15 protein-coding genes and 1 pseudogene are annotated in these 16,425 nt (G+C 63.1%); 14 read left to right on the top strand and 2 right to left on the bottom strand.

Translation table 11 applies throughout. The features are described from left to right. The first annotated feature begins 20 nt into the window (after positions 1–20). The 11 genes from secY to dsbD all read left to right on the top strand — a co-directional run bounded on the left by secY (position 21) and on the right by dsbD (position 10,228). Complete coding sequence (gene secY / locus U5A52_RS40340) at positions 21–1,367, top strand: preprotein translocase subunit SecY (protein ID WP_028206524.1); 1,347 nt, start codon at positions 21–23, stop codon at positions 1,365–1,367. Positions 1,368–1,375: 8 nt separating this feature from the next. Continuing rightward, entirely contained in the window at positions 1,376–1,594 is a 219-nt protein-coding gene (infA, locus tag U5A52_RS40335) for a translation initiation factor IF-1 (RefSeq protein WP_004521905.1), read from the top strand. 21 nt (positions 1,595–1,615) lie between these two features. Beyond that, on the top strand, positions 1,616–1,732 hold the full coding sequence (gene rpmJ / locus U5A52_RS40330) for a 50S ribosomal protein L36 (protein WP_027819338.1): 117 nt from the start codon (positions 1,616–1,618) through the stop codon (positions 1,730–1,732). A gap of 35 nt (positions 1,733–1,767) precedes the next feature. Continuing rightward, a complete protein-coding gene (gene rpsM, locus U5A52_RS40325; protein WP_028213337.1) occupies positions 1,768–2,133 on the top strand; it encodes a 30S ribosomal protein S13 in 366 nt (121 codons plus the stop codon). A gap of 28 nt (positions 2,134–2,161) precedes the next feature. Beyond that, a complete protein-coding gene (gene rpsK, locus U5A52_RS40320; protein WP_006052224.1) occupies positions 2,162–2,566 on the top strand; it encodes a 30S ribosomal protein S11 in 405 nt (134 codons plus the stop codon). Positions 2,567–2,730: 164 nt separating this feature from the next. After that, positions 2,731–3,354, top strand: coding sequence for a 30S ribosomal protein S4 (rpsD, locus tag U5A52_RS40315; protein WP_158758789.1), 624 nt, complete (start codon positions 2,731–2,733; stop codon positions 3,352–3,354). Between the two features lie 124 nt (positions 3,355–3,478). Next, positions 3,479–4,456 carry a DNA-directed RNA polymerase subunit alpha gene (locus U5A52_RS40310; protein ID WP_027819335.1) on the top strand — a complete coding sequence of 326 codons (978 nt, stop codon included), beginning with the start codon at positions 3,479–3,481 and terminating at the stop codon, positions 4,454–4,456. Between the two features lie 128 nt (positions 4,457–4,584). Then, entirely contained in the window at positions 4,585–4,977 is a 393-nt protein-coding gene (gene rplQ / locus U5A52_RS40305) for a 50S ribosomal protein L17 (RefSeq protein WP_027797304.1), read from the top strand. 246 nt (positions 4,978–5,223) lie between these two features. Further along, a complete protein-coding gene (locus U5A52_RS40300; RefSeq protein ID WP_415774131.1) occupies positions 5,224–7,773 on the top strand; it encodes a family 20 glycosylhydrolase in 2,550 nt (849 codons plus the stop codon). Positions 7,774–7,956: 183 nt separating this feature from the next. After that, positions 7,957–8,268 carry a divalent-cation tolerance protein CutA gene (gene cutA / locus U5A52_RS40295; RefSeq protein ID WP_199272101.1) on the top strand — a complete coding sequence of 104 codons (312 nt, stop codon included), beginning with the start codon at positions 7,957–7,959 and terminating at the stop codon, positions 8,266–8,268. After that, the gene (dsbD, locus tag U5A52_RS40290) at positions 8,261–10,228 is read left to right on the top strand and encodes a protein-disulfide reductase DsbD (protein WP_321939837.1); all 1,968 of its coding nucleotides are present in this window, start codon (positions 8,261–8,263) and stop codon (positions 10,226–10,228) included. The genes cutA and dsbD overlap by 8 nt, the downstream gene beginning before the upstream one ends. Before the next feature lie 82 nt (positions 10,229–10,310). Here the strand turns inward: dsbD and hemB are convergent, their stop codons facing one another. Together hemB and yihA are read right to left on the bottom strand one after the other, a co-directional pair. Next, positions 10,311–11,309: a porphobilinogen synthase gene (gene hemB / locus U5A52_RS40285; RefSeq protein WP_321939836.1), complete on the bottom strand. Its 999-nt coding sequence runs from the start codon at positions 11,307–11,309 to the stop codon at positions 10,311–10,313. Between the two features lie 398 nt (positions 11,310–11,707). Then, a complete protein-coding gene (gene yihA, locus U5A52_RS40280; RefSeq protein ID WP_321939835.1) occupies positions 11,708–12,364 on the bottom strand; it encodes a ribosome biogenesis GTP-binding protein YihA/YsxC in 657 nt (218 codons plus the stop codon). A gap of 238 nt (positions 12,365–12,602) precedes the next feature. On the opposite strand from yihA, the gene U5A52_RS40275 reads away from it, so the two are divergent. From U5A52_RS40275 to U5A52_RS40265, 3 genes and pseudogenes are all read left to right on the top strand, one after another. Then, on the top strand, positions 12,603–13,277 hold the full coding sequence (locus tag U5A52_RS40275) for a c-type cytochrome (protein ID WP_321917564.1): 675 nt from the start codon (positions 12,603–12,605) through the stop codon (positions 13,275–13,277). A 162-nt stretch (positions 13,278–13,439) separates the two neighbouring features. Beyond that, on the top strand, positions 13,440–15,677 hold the full coding sequence (locus U5A52_RS40270; protein ID WP_321939833.1) for a cytochrome c biogenesis protein ResB: 2,238 nt from the start codon (positions 13,440–13,442) through the stop codon (positions 15,675–15,677). A gap of 46 nt (positions 15,678–15,723) precedes the next feature. Continuing rightward, a pseudogene (locus U5A52_RS40265) lies at positions 15,724–16,425 on the top strand (c-type cytochrome biogenesis protein CcsB); the annotation flags it as partial.

The raw sequence follows: 16,425 nt of genomic DNA, 5'->3' as shown, positions 1-16,425 counted from the left end.
ATCTGCATCGGAGAAGCTACTTGGCTAACAGCCCGAGTCTCGCAAAAACCGGTCGCAGCGCTCCGAAGTTCGGCGACCTGCGTCGGCGGGCAGTGTTCCTGCTGCTGGCGTTGGTCGTTTATCGTATCGGCGCGCATATTCCGGTCCCGGGTATCGATCCGGACCAGCTGGCGAAGCTCTTTCAAAGCCAGTCGGGCGGCATCCTTGGCATGTTCAACATGTTCTCGGGTGGCGCACTGTCGCGGTTCACGATCTTCGCGCTGGGTGTGATGCCGTATATTTCGGCGTCGATCATCCTGCAGCTGATGGCGATTGTCTCGCCGCAGCTGGAAGCGCTGAAGAAAGAAGGGCAGGCTGGACAACGCAAGATCACGCAGTACACGCGGATCTTCACGGTGGTGCTGGCGACGTTTCAGGCGTTCGGCATCGCGGTCGCGCTGGAAAACCAGCCCGGCCTCGTGATCGATCCGGGCATGGTGTTCCGCTTGACGACGGTCGTGACGCTCGTAACGGGCACGATGTTCCTGATGTGGCTTGGTGAGCAGATCACGGAACGCGGGCTTGGCAACGGTATCTCGATCATCATCTTCGGCGGGATTGCGGCAGGCTTCCCGAATGCGCTCGGTGGGCTTTTCGAACTGGTTCGCACCGGCTCGATGAGCATCATCTCGGCAATCATCGTGGTCGTTCTGATCGCAGCCGTGACGTACCTGGTGGTGTTCATCGAACGCGGCCAGCGCAAGATCCTCGTGAACTATGCGAAGCGTCAGGTCGGTAACAAGATTTACGGCGGGCAGTCGTCCCACCTGCCGCTCAAGTTGAACATGTCGGGTGTGATTCCGCCGATCTTCGCGTCGTCGATCATCCTGTTCCCGGCAACTATCCTGAACTGGTTCAGTTCGGGTTCGCGAACCGGCTGGTTTGCGGACACGCTGCACAATGTGGCCGAAGCCCTCAAGCCTGGCCAGCCCGTGTACGTGTTGCTGTATGCGTTGGCGATCGTGTTCTTCTGCTTCTTCTACACCGCACTGGTGTTCAACAGCAGGGAGACGGCCGACAACCTGAAGAAGAGTGGCGCGTTCGTACCTGGCATCCGCCCGGGCGATCAGACGGCACGTTATATCGACCGCATCCTCACGCGTCTGACGCTGGCCGGTGCGATCTATATCGTGTTCGTTTGCCTGCTGCCGGAGTTTCTGGTGCTGCGCTGGAATGTGCCGTTTTATTTTGGTGGAACGTCGCTGCTGATCATTGTCGTCGTCACAATGGACTTCATGGCGCAGGTGCAGTCGTACGTAATGTCGCAACAATATGAATCGCTGCTCAAGAAGGCCAACTTCAAGGGCGGCGGCGTCCCGATGCGTTAAAAGGACCTATGGCCAAAGACGATGTAATCCAGATGCAAGGCGAGGTGATCGAAAACCTCCCCAACGCAACCTTCCGGGTGAAGCTGGAAAACGGCCATGTCGTTCTGGGACATATTTCCGGAAAGATGCGGATGCACTACATCCGCATTCTCCCGGGCGACAAGGTGACGGTTGAGTTGACGCCTTACGATCTGTCGCGTGCGCGGATCGTGTTCCGGGCGAAGTGATTTAGGAAAAAGGGTAATATCATGAAAGTGATGGCATCGGTAAAGCGCATTTGCCGCAACTGCAAAATCATCAAGCGCAACGGCGTCGTTCGCGTGATCTGCAGCTCGGACCCGCGCCACAAGCAGCGCCAAGGCTGATTAGCGCGCTTGCGCTTTTTGTTTGAGGAAAAACAATGGCTCGTATTGCAGGGGTTAACATCCCGAACCACCAGCACACTGAAATCGGCCTGACGGCAATTTTCGGTGTTGGCCGCACGCGTTCGCGCAACATCTGCGTGGCCGCCGGTGTGCCGTTCAACAAGAAGGTCAAGGACCTGAACGACGCGGATCTGGAAAAGCTGCGTGAGGAAGTGGGCAAGTTTGTCGTCGAAGGCGATCTCCGCCGTGAAGTGACGATGAACATCAAGCGCCTGATGGACCTCGGCTGCTACCGCGGCGTGCGCCATCGCAAGGGCCTGCCCCTGCGTGGCCAGCGTACGCGTACCAACGCACGTACGCGTAAGGGTCCGCGCCGCGCAGCACAGTCGCTGAAGAAGTAAGCGGAACTGAAAGTTACAGGAAAACGTAATGGCTAAGGCTTCGAACAACTCCGCGGCGCAACGCGTTCGCAAGAAGGTTAAGAAGAACGTCGCCGAGGGCGTGGTTCACGTTCACGCGTCGTTCAACAACACCATCATCACGATCACCGATCGTCAAGGCAATGCACTTGCCTGGGCAACGTCGGGCGGTCAGGGCTTCAAGGGCTCGCGTAAGTCGACCCCCTTCGCAGCTCAGGTCGCAGCCGAATCGGCTGGCCGTGTTGCAATGGAATACGGCGTCAAGAACCTCGAAGTGCGGATCAAGGGCCCCGGTCCTGGCCGCGAATCGGCGGTGCGCGCGCTGCATGGTCTTGGCATCAAGATCACCGCGATCTCCGACGTGACGCCGGTCCCGCACAACGGCTGCCGTCCGCCGAAGCGCCGCCGTATCTAAGGCGTCGTTTGAGCCGAACGCCTGAGCCGCCGGAAACGGCGACCCAGGCTCTCGGCGTTATTGAATTGACTAAGCCCACCGTTCGGCTCAAAGGGCCGGACTAGCGCGATACCGCGGGTTTTCCCACTAAGGTTTCGCGTGATCAATTATCGAAGGAAAGCAACGTGGCACGTTATATCGGCCCGAAGGCCAAGCTGTCCCGCCGTGAAGGCACCGACCTCTTCCTGAAGAGCGCACGCCGCTCGCTCGCCGACAAGTGCAAGCTTGACAGCAAGCCGGGCCAGCACGGCCGCACTTCGGGCGCCCGTACGTCCGACTACGGCACGCAGCTTCGCGAAAAGCAGAAAGTGAAGCGTATCTACGGCGTGCTCGAGCGCCAGTTCCGCCGCTACTTCGCGGAAGCTGACCGTATCAAGGGCAACACCGGCGAAAACCTGCTGCAACTGCTCGAGTCGCGTCTCGACAACGTCGTGTACCGCATGGGCTTCGCATCGACCCGCGCTGAAGCGCGTCAGCTCGTGAGCCACAAGGCTCTCACGCTGAACGGCGTCGTCGCGAACATCCCGTCGATGCAAGTGAAGGCAGGCGACGTCGTTGCGATTCGCGAAAAGGCGAAGAAGCAGGCGCGTATCGTCGAAGCCCTCTCGCTCGCAGAGCAAGGCGGCATGGCAGGTTGGGTGTCGGTCGACGCGAAGAAGTTCGAAGGCACGTTCAAGGGTATGCCTGAGCGCAGCGACATCGCTGGCGACATCAACGAAAGCCTGATCGTCGAATTGTATTCGCGGTAATCGGATTGACGGCCGGGGTAACCTCTGTGCTTCGCGCAGGAGGCGGCCTCGGCCGTTTTTTTCAGGTTGTTGCCATCTCAGCCTTATCGGTGTAACGAGCCGAGGGTATTGAAAAGGAAAACCTATGCAAACCAGTTTGTTGAAACCCAAGATCATCGCTGTGGAATCGCTCGGCGACAACCACGCGAAAGTGGTCATGGAGCCGTTCGAACGCGGTTATGGCCACACCTTGGGTAACGCGCTCCGGCGCGTGCTGCTGTCGTCGATGGTGGGCTACGCGCCGACCGAAGTGACGATCGCAGGCGTCGTGCACGAATACTCGACGCTTGATGGTGTGCAAGAGGATGTGGTCAACCTGCTGCTGAACCTGAAGGGCGTTGTTTTCAAGCTGCATAACCGTGACGAAGTGACGGTTACGCTGCGCAAGGAAGGCGAAGGCGTTGTCACCGCTGGCGACATCGAACTCTCGCACGACTGCGAAGTGATCAACCCGGAACACGTGGTTGCGCACCTCACGAAGGGCGGCAAGCTCGACGTGCAGATCAAGATCGAGAAGGGCCGTGGCTACGTGCCGGGCAACGTGCGCCGCTATGGCGACGAGTCGGCCAAGATCATCGGCCGTATCGTGCTGGACGCATCGTTCTCGCCGGTTCGCCGCGTGAGCTACGCCGTGGAAAGCGCTCGCGTTGAACAGCGTACCGACCTCGACAAGCTCGTGATGAACATCGAAACCAACGGCGTGATCTCGCCTGAGGAAGCGATCCGCCAGTCGGCGCGCATCCTCGTGGATCAGCTGTCGGTGTTCGCTGCACTGGAAGGCACGGAAACGGCGGCGGAAGCCCCGTCGCGCGCACCGCAGATCGACCCGATCCTGCTGCGTCCGGTGGACGATCTCGAACTCACGGTTCGCTCGGCGAACTGCCTGAAGGCCGAGAACATCTACTACATCGGCGACCTGATCCAGCGCACCGAGAACGAGCTGCTCAAGACCCCGAACCTGGGTCGCAAGTCGCTCAACGAGATCAAGGAAGTGCTCGCTTCGCGCGGTCTCACGCTCGGCATGAAGCTCGAAAACTGGCCGCCGGCTGGTCTCGACAAGTAATGTATGTGGCACGGACGCGGATTTTCCTTTAAAATCCGCGTCTTGCCTTTTTCACGTACCGGCCCGTGCTTCGGTAGTCGCGAAGCGATAGAAGAGCTGGACCAAAACTTTGTTTCAAGGAAATTGAAATGCGTCACCGTCATGGTCTGCGGAAACTGAACCGCACGAGCAGCCACCGTCTGGCAATGCTCCGTAACATGTCCAACTCGCTCATCGAGCACGAAGTCATCAAGACGACGCTGCCGAAGGCGAAGGAACTCCGTAAGGTTGTCGAGCCCCTCATCACGCTGGGCAAGAAGCCGTCGCTCGCAAACCGTCGTCTCGCATTCAACCGCCTGCGCGATCGTGACTCGGTCACGAAGCTGTTCGACGTGCTCGGTCCGCGTTTCGCGAACCGTCCGGGCGGCTACCTGCGTATCCTGAAGTTCGGTTTCCGTGTTGGCGACAACGCACCGATGGCACTGGTCGAACTGCTCGATCGTCCGGAAGTCGCGGAAGAGAACGTCCAGGAAGCGGAATAAGCTTTCAGTCGCTTGACGCAGTTGTTGACTGCGGATCGAGCGGCACGCAAAAAAGCCAGGCCTAGCCTGGCTTTTTTGCTTTTGGCTCCGCCCGATTGCACGCAGCGCCACCGAATGCCGCTGAGTTTGATGTACCGCGACCTCGATGCGGAACCGTCAACGTATAGTCAGGCACGAATGCAGCTGCGATTGAAAGCGGAGGAGACCGTGTCTTATTTTTCTCGAGATTTATTCGGACAACTTAAGATGTTGTGCGCGATGGGTTTGCCTCATCCACGGAGTGCTCGCTGCGCGCGAATACGATCCTCGGATCCTTCAGTCGCTCGGCTCGTCGCAGTGCTTTGCGCGCTGACCGCTGCCTTGTCACTTGCTGCTTGCAGTGGCTCCGACGACAGTAGCGCAGGCGCAACCCAGGCCCAGGCGCAACGGATCGCGTCAAGCCTGAAGCTCAGTGTGGCCATCGACACGAACGACGCGACCCAGAGCGGTGTTTCCTGCGCGAACCTTGGCGCGGATTGGGCGAGTTGTGCGCGTGGCCGCCTGATCCTCGAGAATCTGGGAACAGAACGCGTGAGCGCAGGCGGTTGGGCGCTCTACATGCACAGCATCCGGCGCATACTCGCGATCGACAACGCTACGATTTCGTGGCGCCACATTACGGGCGACCTGTACGCGTTGTCGCCCCAGCGAGCCGCATTCTCGCTGGCGCCGGGTCAGCGTATCGAAGTGCCCTTCGTGGGGGAGTACTGGTACCGGCGCTATAGCGATGTGTTGCCGCGCGCCTATGTCGTGGTCGACGGCGCGGCGCCGATCGTCCTCAAGGCGAACAATACCGACGACGAAACCCAGTATGTCGAAAGCCTGCCGCCCAGCCCGGATAGCGCAGCCGCTTTCCTGCAGACGCCCGCGCAGGTTCAACGTGCGCGTGCGGAGTCTTCGCCACCTTCCGCCGAACGGATTGCGGCGCGAACGATTCCCGCCGTTGTGCGCGAGCAGGCGGGCGATGGTGACGTCCAGATCGGCGGGGTGGCGCTCGGGTTGCCGGATTTACCGGGCGGGCAGCTTGCCGCGCTGCAGGCACGCGCATCAGCGCTCGGCTTGACGGGAGCGTCCATGCAGATAACGGGCCGCCTCGCGCCCAACACGTTGCCAGCGGACATCGCGGTATCGGGGGGCTATCGGCTGATCATCGCGCGAGATGGGGTGGCCATTGACGCTTTCGACGCACCGGGCCTTTACTACGCCGTGCAGACCCTGTTCTCCCTGACTCCCGCTGGGGGCGGTCGCGTGCCGGCACTGACCATCGAAGACGCGCCTCGCTACACACATCGCGGGATGATGGTCGACCTCGCGCGCAACTTCCGCCATCCTGCGACCCTGCAGCGCCTCATCGACCAGATGAGCGCCTACAAGCTCAATCGCCTGCACCTGCATCTGTCCGACGACGAAGGCTGGCGCATCCAGATTCCCGGCTTGCCGGAGTTGACCGACATCGGCGGACAGCGTTGCCACGATCCCGGCGAAACCCGGTGCCTCATCCCCCAATTGGCCTCTGGGCCAAACAACGAATCGGGCGGCGGCTACCTGAGCCGCGCCGAATACATCGCGCTCGTGCGCTATGCCGCCGACCGCTTCATCGAGGTCATCCCGGAAATCGATATGCCAGCGCATGCTCGCGCGGCGGTGGTGTCGATGGAGGCGCGCTATCGCAAGCTGCATTCGCAGGGCGACGAACAAGGCGCCAACGAGTATCGTCTGCTCGATCCTCAGGACACGTCGAATATTACGTCGGTGCAGTTCTACGACCGACGGACCGATCTGAACCCCTGTTCCGACGGCGCGCGCCGCTTCGCAGGCAAGGTCATCGGCGAAATCGCCGCCATGCATCGCGAGGCAGGCGCGCCGCTCTCGATCTGGCACTTCGGCGGCGACGAGGCAAAGAACATTCTGCTTGGCGCCGGCTTTCAGGCGCGCGACGGCGGCGATCCCGCCAAGGGGCGCATCGACCTCGCCGCACAGGACAAACCGTGGGCACGTTCGCCATGGTGCGCCGCGCTGATTCGACAAGGCAGGGTGGCGTCGGTCGACGAATTGCCCACGATGTTCGCGATCGACGTCAGTCGGCTCGTGAGCGCCAACGGCATTGGTGCGATGGCGGCGTGGCAGGACGGTCTCAAGCACGCCAGCGGTCCACAGGACTTCGCCACGAGCAGTGTGATGGTGACGCTCTGGGACACGCTCTTCTGGGGCGGCGCGGATACCGCGCAATCGTGGAGCCAGAAGGGCTACCGTGCGGTCCTCGCGCTGCCCGACTACCTCTACTTCGACTTTCCTCACACGATCGATCCGCATGAGCGCGGTTACTACTGGGGCTCGCACGCAACGGACAGCTTCAAGGTCTTCTCGCTTGCCCCCGATAACCTGCCGCAGAACGCCGAGATCATGCCCGATCGGGATGGCAATCCGTTCGAGGTGACGGGTACGGGCGCCGCACCGCGCGTCGAAGGCATGCAGGGCCAGGCGTGGGGCGAGGTGATGCGTAACGATCGGCTTTTCGAGTACATGGTGTATCCGCGGCTGCTTGCGCTTGCCGAGCGGTCCTGGCACCGTGCACCTTGGGAACTGCCTTATCGGGCTGGCGAGCGCTACAAGCTCGGCGACACCGACAAGGTCGACAAAGCCGCTCTGGCGCGGGACTGGGCCGAGTTCATGAGCGTGGTGCAGGCGCGCGAACTCGCGAAGTTACAGCGCTCGGGAGCCGTGGTGCGCACATCGCTCAGCCTCTCGGGAACCTGAGCGGTGGTGTAGTGCGCCCGGCGGCACACAAAGTACCGGATCGCATGCACCTCACGCGGCAGGGGCATCAACGGGCGCGCAGCACGCGCCGGTCGGGGCGGTGGTAGCATCACGTCTTGCCTCAAGCCCTTGTTTTGAAAGAGGGCGCAGCCGGAGTTCGTCGTGACCCTCAATGTGACCCTGATGCTGACCACGGTGCCCGACGAGGGCACCGCCGAAAAGCTCGCCTCCGGGGCGCTCGCGCAGCGTCTCGCTGCGTGCGTGACGCGCCTTGGCGCCGTGCACTCGCAGTACCACTGGCAGGGCAGCATCGAGTCAGGCAACGAGATTCAGCTGCTCTTCAAGACGAGCCTCGCCCGCGCGGCCGAGCTCGAACAGTTCATCCAGACCCAGCATCCCTACGAAACGCCCGAGATTCTCTCGTGGCAGGCCACGGCGTCGAACGCCTACGGTCAATGGGTCAATGCCGAGACTCAGCGCACCCTACATGTCTAACCGCTTCGATCGGCGCCCCCGCGTCGCGCCGTACGCCTCGCTGTCCGGCTTCCTCCTGCTCGTCTGCTGCGTGCTGCCTCTGCTGTTCGGCACTTCACTCGCGCGCGCCGCCGACGATGACTTTCTGCCGCCCGATCAGGCCTTCACCTTCAGCGCGAGCGAAGCGCCGGGCATGGTCGATGTGCATTTCAAGATCGCAGACGGCTACTACATGTACCGCGAGCGCTTCGCTTTCGCCGCGCGCAACGGGACGGCCGAACTGGGCGAGGCGCAAATCCCGCCCGGCCACATCAAGTTCGATCCGACTTTCCAGAAGAACGTCGAGACCTATCGTGGCGAGCTGACGATTCACGTGCCGGTGCAGAAGGCGAGCGGTCCATTCGATCTCGCGGTGACGTCGCAGGGCTGTGCCGATGCCGGCATCTGTTATCCGCCTGCTGAGCACGTGTTCCACGTGAGTGGCGCGGCTTTGCAGGCCGCTACGGCTGGCCAGAGCACCGTTCCGGGTGCGGCACGCTCGACGCCCACGCCCCTGACGCAATCCAACGCAGCGCCCGCTGCTGGCGACACCGGGGAGCCCTGGTACGAGCGCGCCACGAGCGCCGACTATGCGCAGTCGTTGCTTCAGGGCGGCGGCTTTTTCGCCGTGGTCGGCCTGTACTTCGTGGCCGGCATGGTGCTGAGCCTCTTGCCCTGTTCGTATCCGATGATCCCGATCCTTTCGGCGATCATCGTTGGTGAGGGCGTTCGCGTCACGCGCTCGCGTGGCTTCGCGCTCTCGTTCGTCTACGTGCTCGGCATGGCGCTCGTCTACACGGTGCTGGGCATTGCCGCTGCGCTGGTTGGGCAGAGCCTGGGGGCGTGGTTGCAAAATCCGTGGGTGCTCGGCGTGTTCGCGGTGCTCCTTGCCGCGTTCGCGGTCATGCTGATCGCGGGCTACGACATCGCGCTGCCGCAGCGCTGGCAGGATGGCGCCTCGCGCGCCACGCAGGGCCGCTCCGGCGGCAAATTTGCGGCGGTCGCCGTGATGGGTGCGCTTTCCGCGCTCGTGGTGGGCGCCTGCATGACCGCGCCGCTTTTCGCGGTGCTCGCCTTTATCGCGCACACGGGCAACGCCGTGCTGGGCGGCGCAGCGCTCTTTGCGATGGGCTTGGGTCTTGGTGTGCCGCTGATGATCCTCGGCCTCGGCGCGGGCTCGCTGCTGCCTCGCGCGGGCGCATGGATGGATGGCGTGAAGGTATTCTTCGGCGTCGTGCTGCTGGCGGCCGCGCTGTGGATCGTCTGGCCGGTGCTCGGCGCCACCGCGCAGATGCTGCTCGCCGCCCTCTGGCTGCTGCTCGCGGCCGCCGCGCTTGGGCTTTTCACGCCGAACGCGGGTGCGGCCAACGTCTGGCGCCGCCTCGGGCGCGGTCTCGGCGCGGCGTTCGCAATCTGGGCGGCGACGCTGATCGTCGGTCTTGCGGCGGGCTCGACCGATCCGCTGCGTCCGCTTGCGGTGCTTGCCGCGCGCGTGGGTGGCACGAGCGATGTTGCCGCAACCGGCGCGGCGCAGTCCGCCGGCGCCAGCGCAGCGAACGCGCTGGTCTTTGCCCCCGTGCGCTCGCCGGCGCAACTGGACGCGGCGCTCAAGACAGCGGGCAAGCCGTCGATGCTCGACTTCTACGCCGACTGGTGCGTGAGCTGCAAGGAGATGGAGAAGTTCACGTTCAGCGACCCTCGCGTGCAGGCACGCCTCGCGGAACTGGGCCTGATGCGCGCAGACGTCACGGCCAACAATTCCGACGATCAGGCGCTGCTCAAGCGCTTTGGACTCTTCGGACCGCCTGGCATCATCTTCTTCGATACGCAGGGCCGGGAAGTGCTGCGCGTGGTCGGCTACGAAAACGCCGACCGCTTCCTCGCGCGTCTCGATCGCTTGACGGCACCCGCGCCGCAGACGCAGGGAGCGCCTTCGGCCTGATCGGGATCTGCGGTATTGCGCGAGCAAAAAACAAAAAGGCACGTCCGCAGACGTGCCTTTTTTCATGCAGTGCGCGCGGCGCTTACTTCTGTGCGCGCAGCAAACGAGCGGCGTCGAGCGCGAAATACGTGAGGATGCCGTCGGCGCCCGCGCGCTTGAACGCGAGCAGCGATTCCATCATCACCTTGTCGTGATCGAGCCAGCCGTTCTGCGCGGCGGCTTTGAGCATGGCGTATTCGCCGCTCACCTGATACACGTAGGTCGGGAAGCGGAATTCGTCCTTCACGCGGCGCACGATGTCGAGGTACGGCATGCCGGGCTTCACCATCACCATATCGGCGCCTTCCTCGATGTCGAGGCGCACTTCACGCAGCGCTTCGTCGGAGTTCGACGGGTCCATCTGGTAGGTCATCTTGTTGCCCTTGCCCAGATTCGACGCCGAGCCCACGGCGTCGCGGAACGGTCCGTAGAACGCCGAAGCGTACTTGGCCGAATACGCCATGATGCGCGTGTGGATGTGGTTCTCGCTCTCGAGCATCTCGCGGATCGCGCCGATACGGCCGTCCATCATGTCCGAAGGCGCGACGATATCGACGCCCGCTTCGGCCTGCGCGCGCGCCTGCGCGACGAGGATCTCGATGGTTTCGTCGTTGATGACGTAGCCGTTCTCGTCGAGCACGCCGTCCTGGCCGTGGCTCGTATACGGGTCGAGCGCGACGTCGCAAAGCACGCCGAGGTCGGGGAAGTGCTTCTTCAGCTCGCGCACGGCGCGCGGAATCACACCGTCGGGGTTCGTTGCCTCGATGCCATCGGGCGTCTTGAGCGCCGGATCGACAACAGGGAAGAGCGAAAGCACGGGAATGCCGAGTTCGACGCACTGCTCGGCGACGCCCATCAGCAGATCGATCGACACACGTTCGACGCCGGGCATCGACGGCACGGCTTCGCGCACGTTGTTGCCCGCAATGACGAATACGGGGTAGATCAGATCATTCGTGGTGAGGAGGTTTTCGCGCATCAGACGGCGCGAGAAATCGTCACGTCGCATGCGGCGCGGACGATGATGCGGATAGAAGCTCATGTCGGCGGATATCTTGAAACGGGATGGGTCCCGGGAGCGCAGGAAACTTTTCGGGACAATGGTATATCATACCGATCGAGCGAGGCGCCTGGCGCCGAGCTCCCCGCTTCTCCTCCCTGAGCGGGTGCCTGTCGTTTTTCGATAAGGCTGTTTAACCCGCCGGAAATCACGGCGGGTTTTTTTATGTGCCGCGGACTTGGCGTGGCAAGGCCCCGACGCGAAGACCCAAAAGGGCGTTTGCGCCTGGCGTCGGTGCGGTCTGTGTGCGGTAACGCACATGGCACGGCGAAAGCCGCGCCTGCGTTGCGAAAAGATCTGATGAAAACGCGTGAAACGCCCGACTGTGTGGGCTTTTCGACGGCTGAGGGCCTGCCTGGAGCGACGGGCCAGCGGTGCTATTACGCTTGCGTGTTGGTCTCGCCGAGCGATTCCTGCGGCACGATCCAGCTCTCGATCACGGCGTGCGCCTCGTCGAGCCCCACCCGCTTGAGCGCCGAAAAAAGCTGCGCGCTCAGCTTCCCTTCATAGCCTTGCTTGCTGTATTCGTCGAACGCCTTGTTCGCCGTGCGCAGCGCGAGCACGCTTTCCTGACGCGTCAATTTGTCGCACTTCGTGAGGAGTGCGTGGATCGGCTTGCCCGTCGGCGCAAACCATTCGACCATGCGGCGGTCGAGGTCGGTGAGCGGGCGGCGGGCGTCCATCATCAGGATGAGGCCCGAGAGTTGGGCGCGCGTTTGCAGGTACAGCGAGAGCAACTGTTCCCAGTGCGCCTTCGCGGCTGCCGGCACTTCGGCGTAGCCGTAGCCGGGCAGGTCGACGAGATAGCCCGCGGGGTCGTCCGCGGGGCCGACCGAGAAGTAGTTGATATGCTGGGTGCGGCCCGGCGTCTTCGAGGCGAAGGCGAGCCGTTTCTGGTTGCACAGCAGGTTGATGGCGGTGGATTTGCCGGCGTTCGAACGGCCGGCGAACGCAACCTCGGGCCGCGCCGTAGCGGGCAGGTCGCGCATATGGTTCACCGTCGTGAAGAAGCGGGCTTGGTGCAGCAGGAATGCCATCGGAAAAGGACCACAATATGAAACAACGCGGCGGGTGGCCCGCCGGGCCCGGAGGCGCCCGGGATGGAATCTGGGATATCGGGGGCAGGCCCGACTGGCGCGGAGCTGCCTTGCGCGCTATTGTACAATGCGATGGTTTACTGAATACCAGTGAGGCCAGCGCGGGCCTTTCGAGGTAGATCGGTCGCTGTCGTCCATTGCAGAACCTGATTCCCACAAGACGAAACAAGGTGCGCGAATGAATCGACTGGGCAAGTGCTTGAAGGTGTTCGAGAGTGCGATAGCGTCGGGTCTAACAGCGGGTTTATTCATGATGGCGGGGCACGCAAGCGCGGCGGATCAGGGAACGCCGGCCAAGCCCGACCTCGCCCGGGGGCAAGCCATTGCCGCACAGGTGTGCGCGGCCTGTCACGCGGCCGACGGCAACAGCACCGGCGGCGCCTATCCCAAGCTTGCCGGCCAGCACGCCGACTATCTCGTCAAGCAACTCAAGGACTTCAAACCGCAGCCCGGCGGCAAGCCAGCGGCGCGCGCGAACCCCATCATGGCGGGCTTTGCTGCTGCGCTGTCAGACCAGGATATGATCAACGTGGCGGCCTGGTTCGCCTCCCAGACACCCAAACCCGGCTACGCGCGCGACGCGAAGACCGTGCCGTTCGGCCAGTCGATCTGGCGCGGCGGTATCGCCGACAAGGGCGTGCCGGCGTGTGCGGCGTGCCACGGACCCACGGGCCAGGGCATTCCGATCCAGTATCCGCGGCTCTCGGGCCAGTGGTCGGAATATGTCGTTGCACAGCTCAATGCCTTCCAGCAGGGCACGCGTAACAATAACGATCCGATGCGCACCATCGCGCACCGGCTCTCGGACGACGAAATCAAGGCCGTCGCCGATTACGCGGCCGGCCTGCATTGAGCGTCATAGGCCTGCCGCCTGTTTGATCGGGCGGCCGGCCGAAAAACAAGAAAAGGGTGAGGGCGTCGTCATGCTGGCGGCGCGCCTGCACCCTTTTTTGCTGTAGCGCCTCATCAGCAAGAAGCCGGCAAGAAGCCGGCAAGAGCGAAAAGCGGAGTTTGAATGAGCGTCACCACGCAGGGTTTGCAGTTGAATGTTCGCCAGAAGGCGGTGAAAAGCGCTGTCGAACTGATCAGTTCGATGCGCTTCGCGATTGCGCTGCTCGTTGTGCTCGCCATTGCGAGCATCATCGGCACGGTGCTCACGCAGGATGACCCGTACCCGAACTACGTCAATCAGTTTGGCCCCTTCTGGGCCGACATCTTCCGCTCGCTGAGCCTCTACACGGTCTACAGCGCGTGGTGGTTCATGACGATCCTCGGCTTTCTCGTCGTGTCGGTCTCGCTGTGCGTGATCCGCAACGCGCCGAAGATGCTCGCGGACATGAAGAGCTGGAAGGACAAGGTCCGCGAAGGCAGCTTGCGCGCGTTCCATCACAAGGGCGAGTTCGCAGTGGAGGGCGCCACGCGCGCACAAACGGCCGCCACGCTCGGCAAGCTGGCGCAGCGCATGGGCTACAAATTCGTCACGCGCGAGTCCGACGGCGCCACGCTCATCGCGGCCAAGCGCGGCGCGCTCACGAAGATCGGCTACATCTTCGCGCACCTCGCGATCGTGATCATTTGTCTCGGCGGCCTGCTCGACAGCAATCTGCCGATCAAATTCCAGATGTGGCTCTTCGACAAGACGCCGATTCGCAGCAACACGGTCATCAACGACATACCGCCCGAGCACCGGCTCTCGCAGTCCAACCCGACCTTCCGCGGCTACGCCTGGGTCCCGGAAGGCCAGTTCGTTTCCACGGCCATCCTGAACCAGCCCGACGGATCGCTGATCCAGGACTTGCCGTTCTCCATCCAGCTCAACAAGTTCATCGTCGATTACTACTCGACCGGCATGCCCAAGCTCTTTGCGAGCGACATCGTCGTGATCGACCACAAGACGGGGCAGCGCATTCCCGCGCGCATCGAGGTGAACGAGCCATTCGAGTACGACGGCGTGTCGATCTACCAGTCGAGCTTCCAGGACGGCGGCTCGCAGATGTCGATGACGGCGTGGCCCATGTCCGGCGCAAGCGCGAAGAGCTTCCCGTTCGGCGGCACGATCGGCAATTCGGCGCCGCTCGCGCTGCCCGCCGGCCAGACGGTGCCGGGCGTGGATGGGCAAACCATCGAATTCGCGGACTTCCGCGCGATCAACGTCGAAAACATCTCGAACGGCAGTGGCGCGAACGACGCGCGCGGCGTGGCGCACCAGTCGCTCAAGGAGGCGTTCGACGAGCGTCTCGGGTCCGGTGCGAAGAGCTCGAAGCCGCTCGATCTGCATAACGTCGGCCCTTCGGTGCAGTACAAGGTGCGCGACAAGGACGGCCAGGCGCGCGAGTACAACAACTACATGCTGCCCGTGGACGTGGGCGGCGGCGACCGCATGTTCCTCGCCGGCATGCGCGAGAATCCCGACGATCCGTTCCGCTACCTGCGCATTCCCGCCGACAGTGGCGGCACGCCGAAGGAGTGGATGATGCTGCGCGCGGCCTTCGAGGACCCCGCACTCCGCGCACAGGCGGCAAAGCGGTTCGCCGCGCGTTCGGTCCCCGCCTCGAACAGCGAACTGCAACAGCATCTCGAAGACAGCGCAGAGCGTGTCTTGACCCTTTTCGCGGGCGCAATGCCTCCGCCGACAGGTGCGACGGCAGCTGCGGGCGCCGCCGGCGGCTTCCAGGCCGTGGCCGCCTTCATCGACAAGTCGGTGCCGAAGGACCAGCAGGAAAAGGCGGCGAGCCTGCTGCTGCGCATGCTGGAGGGCGCGACGTGGGACCTCTGGCAGCTCGCGCGCGAGCAGGCCGGCGAACCCGACCTGAAGCCCGACGCCGACGCCGCGCGCTTCGTACAAGACTCGATCAACGCGATTTCCGACAGCTTCCTGTATGGATCTCCCGTCTATCTACAGCTCGATTCATTCAAGCAGGTGCAAGCTTCGGTATTTCAGTTGACGCGCGCGCCGGGCAAGAAAGTCGTGTATCTTGGCAGCCTGTTGCTCGTGCTCGGCATCTTCTCGATGTTCTACGTGCGTGAGCGGCGTCTGTGGTTCTGGTTGAAGGACCGCAAGGGCCAGGATGATCAGGACCACGGCGTCGACGTCATCATGGCGATGTCGACCGCCCGCCGTACCCTCGACTTCGAGAAGGAGTTCGCCCGTACCCGCGACGCGGTTGGCCGTGCGCTAGGCGCGGCGCCGCAAACCGGCGCAGCGAGCGATGCGGGCGACACGAACGGCAGCGGCAAGGACCGTGCGCCCTGATCCACGCACGCGATGACAGCCACTCACGATCAATACCGGTAAGCCCATGGACTTGTCTCAGGTTTCCTCTTCCGCGAAGGCCCGCCGCGCCGAACGTGCTCAGGTGGCCAATGCCGCTCACGCGCACGGCGCCGCGAGCGCACACGATCCTCTCGCCGACGCCCTGTTCGACGAACGCCCCTTCCTGCGCCGCCTGAGCGTGGTGGACTGGCTGTTCGCGCTGGCGCTCGTGGCAGGCGCAGGCTTTGCGCTCTCGCGCTATCACGCGCACATGAACTACTACGACAAGCTGGTGCTCTGCGGCACGACACCGGCGCTCGTCGTGCTGGGCTGGCGCTGGAAGCCGGCGCGGCTGCTCATGGCGGGTATCGCGGTGCTCGCGCTGTTCGCGATCCAGATCTACCAGGGCGACCTCGCGCGCGCCGACCAGGCCTTCTTCCTCAAGTATTTCCTCTCCAGCCAGTCGGCCATCTTGTGGATGAGTGCGCTGTTCGTGCTCGCCACGCTGTTCTACTGGATCGGCCTGCTCTCGCGTTCGCCCTCGGGCGGCTCGATCGGCTCGAAGCTCACGTGGGCGGCGGTGCTCATGGGGTTCGTCGGCCTGATGGTGCGCTGGTACGAGTCCTACCTGATCGGTGCGGACGTCGGTCACATTCCCATCTCGAACCTCTACGAAGTGTTCGTGCTGTTCAGCCTCATCACCGCGCTCTTCTATCTGTATTACGAAAAGCACTACAACACGCGCGCG

This window comes from Paraburkholderia sp. J8-2, assembly GCF_905220195.1.
Classification (GTDB): Bacteria; Pseudomonadota; Gammaproteobacteria; order Burkholderiales; family Burkholderiaceae; genus Paraburkholderia.
Note: the sequence above shows the minus strand (reverse complement) of the source record. Positions and strands in the feature narration are given on the sequence as shown.

Excerpts from the sequence above, each read along its gene's own strand:
- cutA (WP_199272101.1), top strand. The coding sequence starts at position 7,957 with ATGCTGACCACGGTGCCCGACGAGGGCACCGCCGAAAAGCTCGCCTCC.
- U5A52_RS40300 (WP_415774131.1), top strand. The coding sequence starts at position 5,224 with ATGTTGTGCGCGATGGGTTTGCCTCATCCACGGAGTGCTCGCTGCGCG.
- hemB (WP_321939836.1), bottom strand. The coding sequence starts at position 11,309 with ATGAGCTTCTATCCGCATCATCGTCCGCGCCGCATGCGACGTGACGAT.
- U5A52_RS40310 (WP_027819335.1), top strand. The coding sequence starts at position 3,479 with ATGCAAACCAGTTTGTTGAAACCCAAGATCATCGCTGTGGAATCGCTC.
- infA (WP_004521905.1), top strand. The coding sequence starts at position 1,376 with ATGGCCAAAGACGATGTAATCCAGATGCAAGGCGAGGTGATCGAAAAC.
- U5A52_RS40275 (WP_321917564.1), top strand. The coding sequence starts at position 12,603 with ATGAATCGACTGGGCAAGTGCTTGAAGGTGTTCGAGAGTGCGATAGCG.
- rplQ (WP_027797304.1), top strand. The coding sequence starts at position 4,585 with ATGCGTCACCGTCATGGTCTGCGGAAACTGAACCGCACGAGCAGCCAC.
- rpsM (WP_028213337.1), top strand. The coding sequence starts at position 1,768 with ATGGCTCGTATTGCAGGGGTTAACATCCCGAACCACCAGCACACTGAA.
- dsbD (WP_321939837.1), top strand. The coding sequence starts at position 8,261 with ATGTCTAACCGCTTCGATCGGCGCCCCCGCGTCGCGCCGTACGCCTCG.
- rpmJ (WP_027819338.1), top strand. The coding sequence starts at position 1,616 with ATGAAAGTGATGGCATCGGTAAAGCGCATTTGCCGCAACTGCAAAATC.
- U5A52_RS40270 (WP_321939833.1), top strand. The coding sequence starts at position 13,440 with ATGAGCGTCACCACGCAGGGTTTGCAGTTGAATGTTCGCCAGAAGGCG.
- rpsK (WP_006052224.1), top strand. The coding sequence starts at position 2,162 with ATGGCTAAGGCTTCGAACAACTCCGCGGCGCAACGCGTTCGCAAGAAG.
- yihA (WP_321939835.1), bottom strand. The coding sequence starts at position 12,364 with ATGGCATTCCTGCTGCACCAAGCCCGCTTCTTCACGACGGTGAACCAT.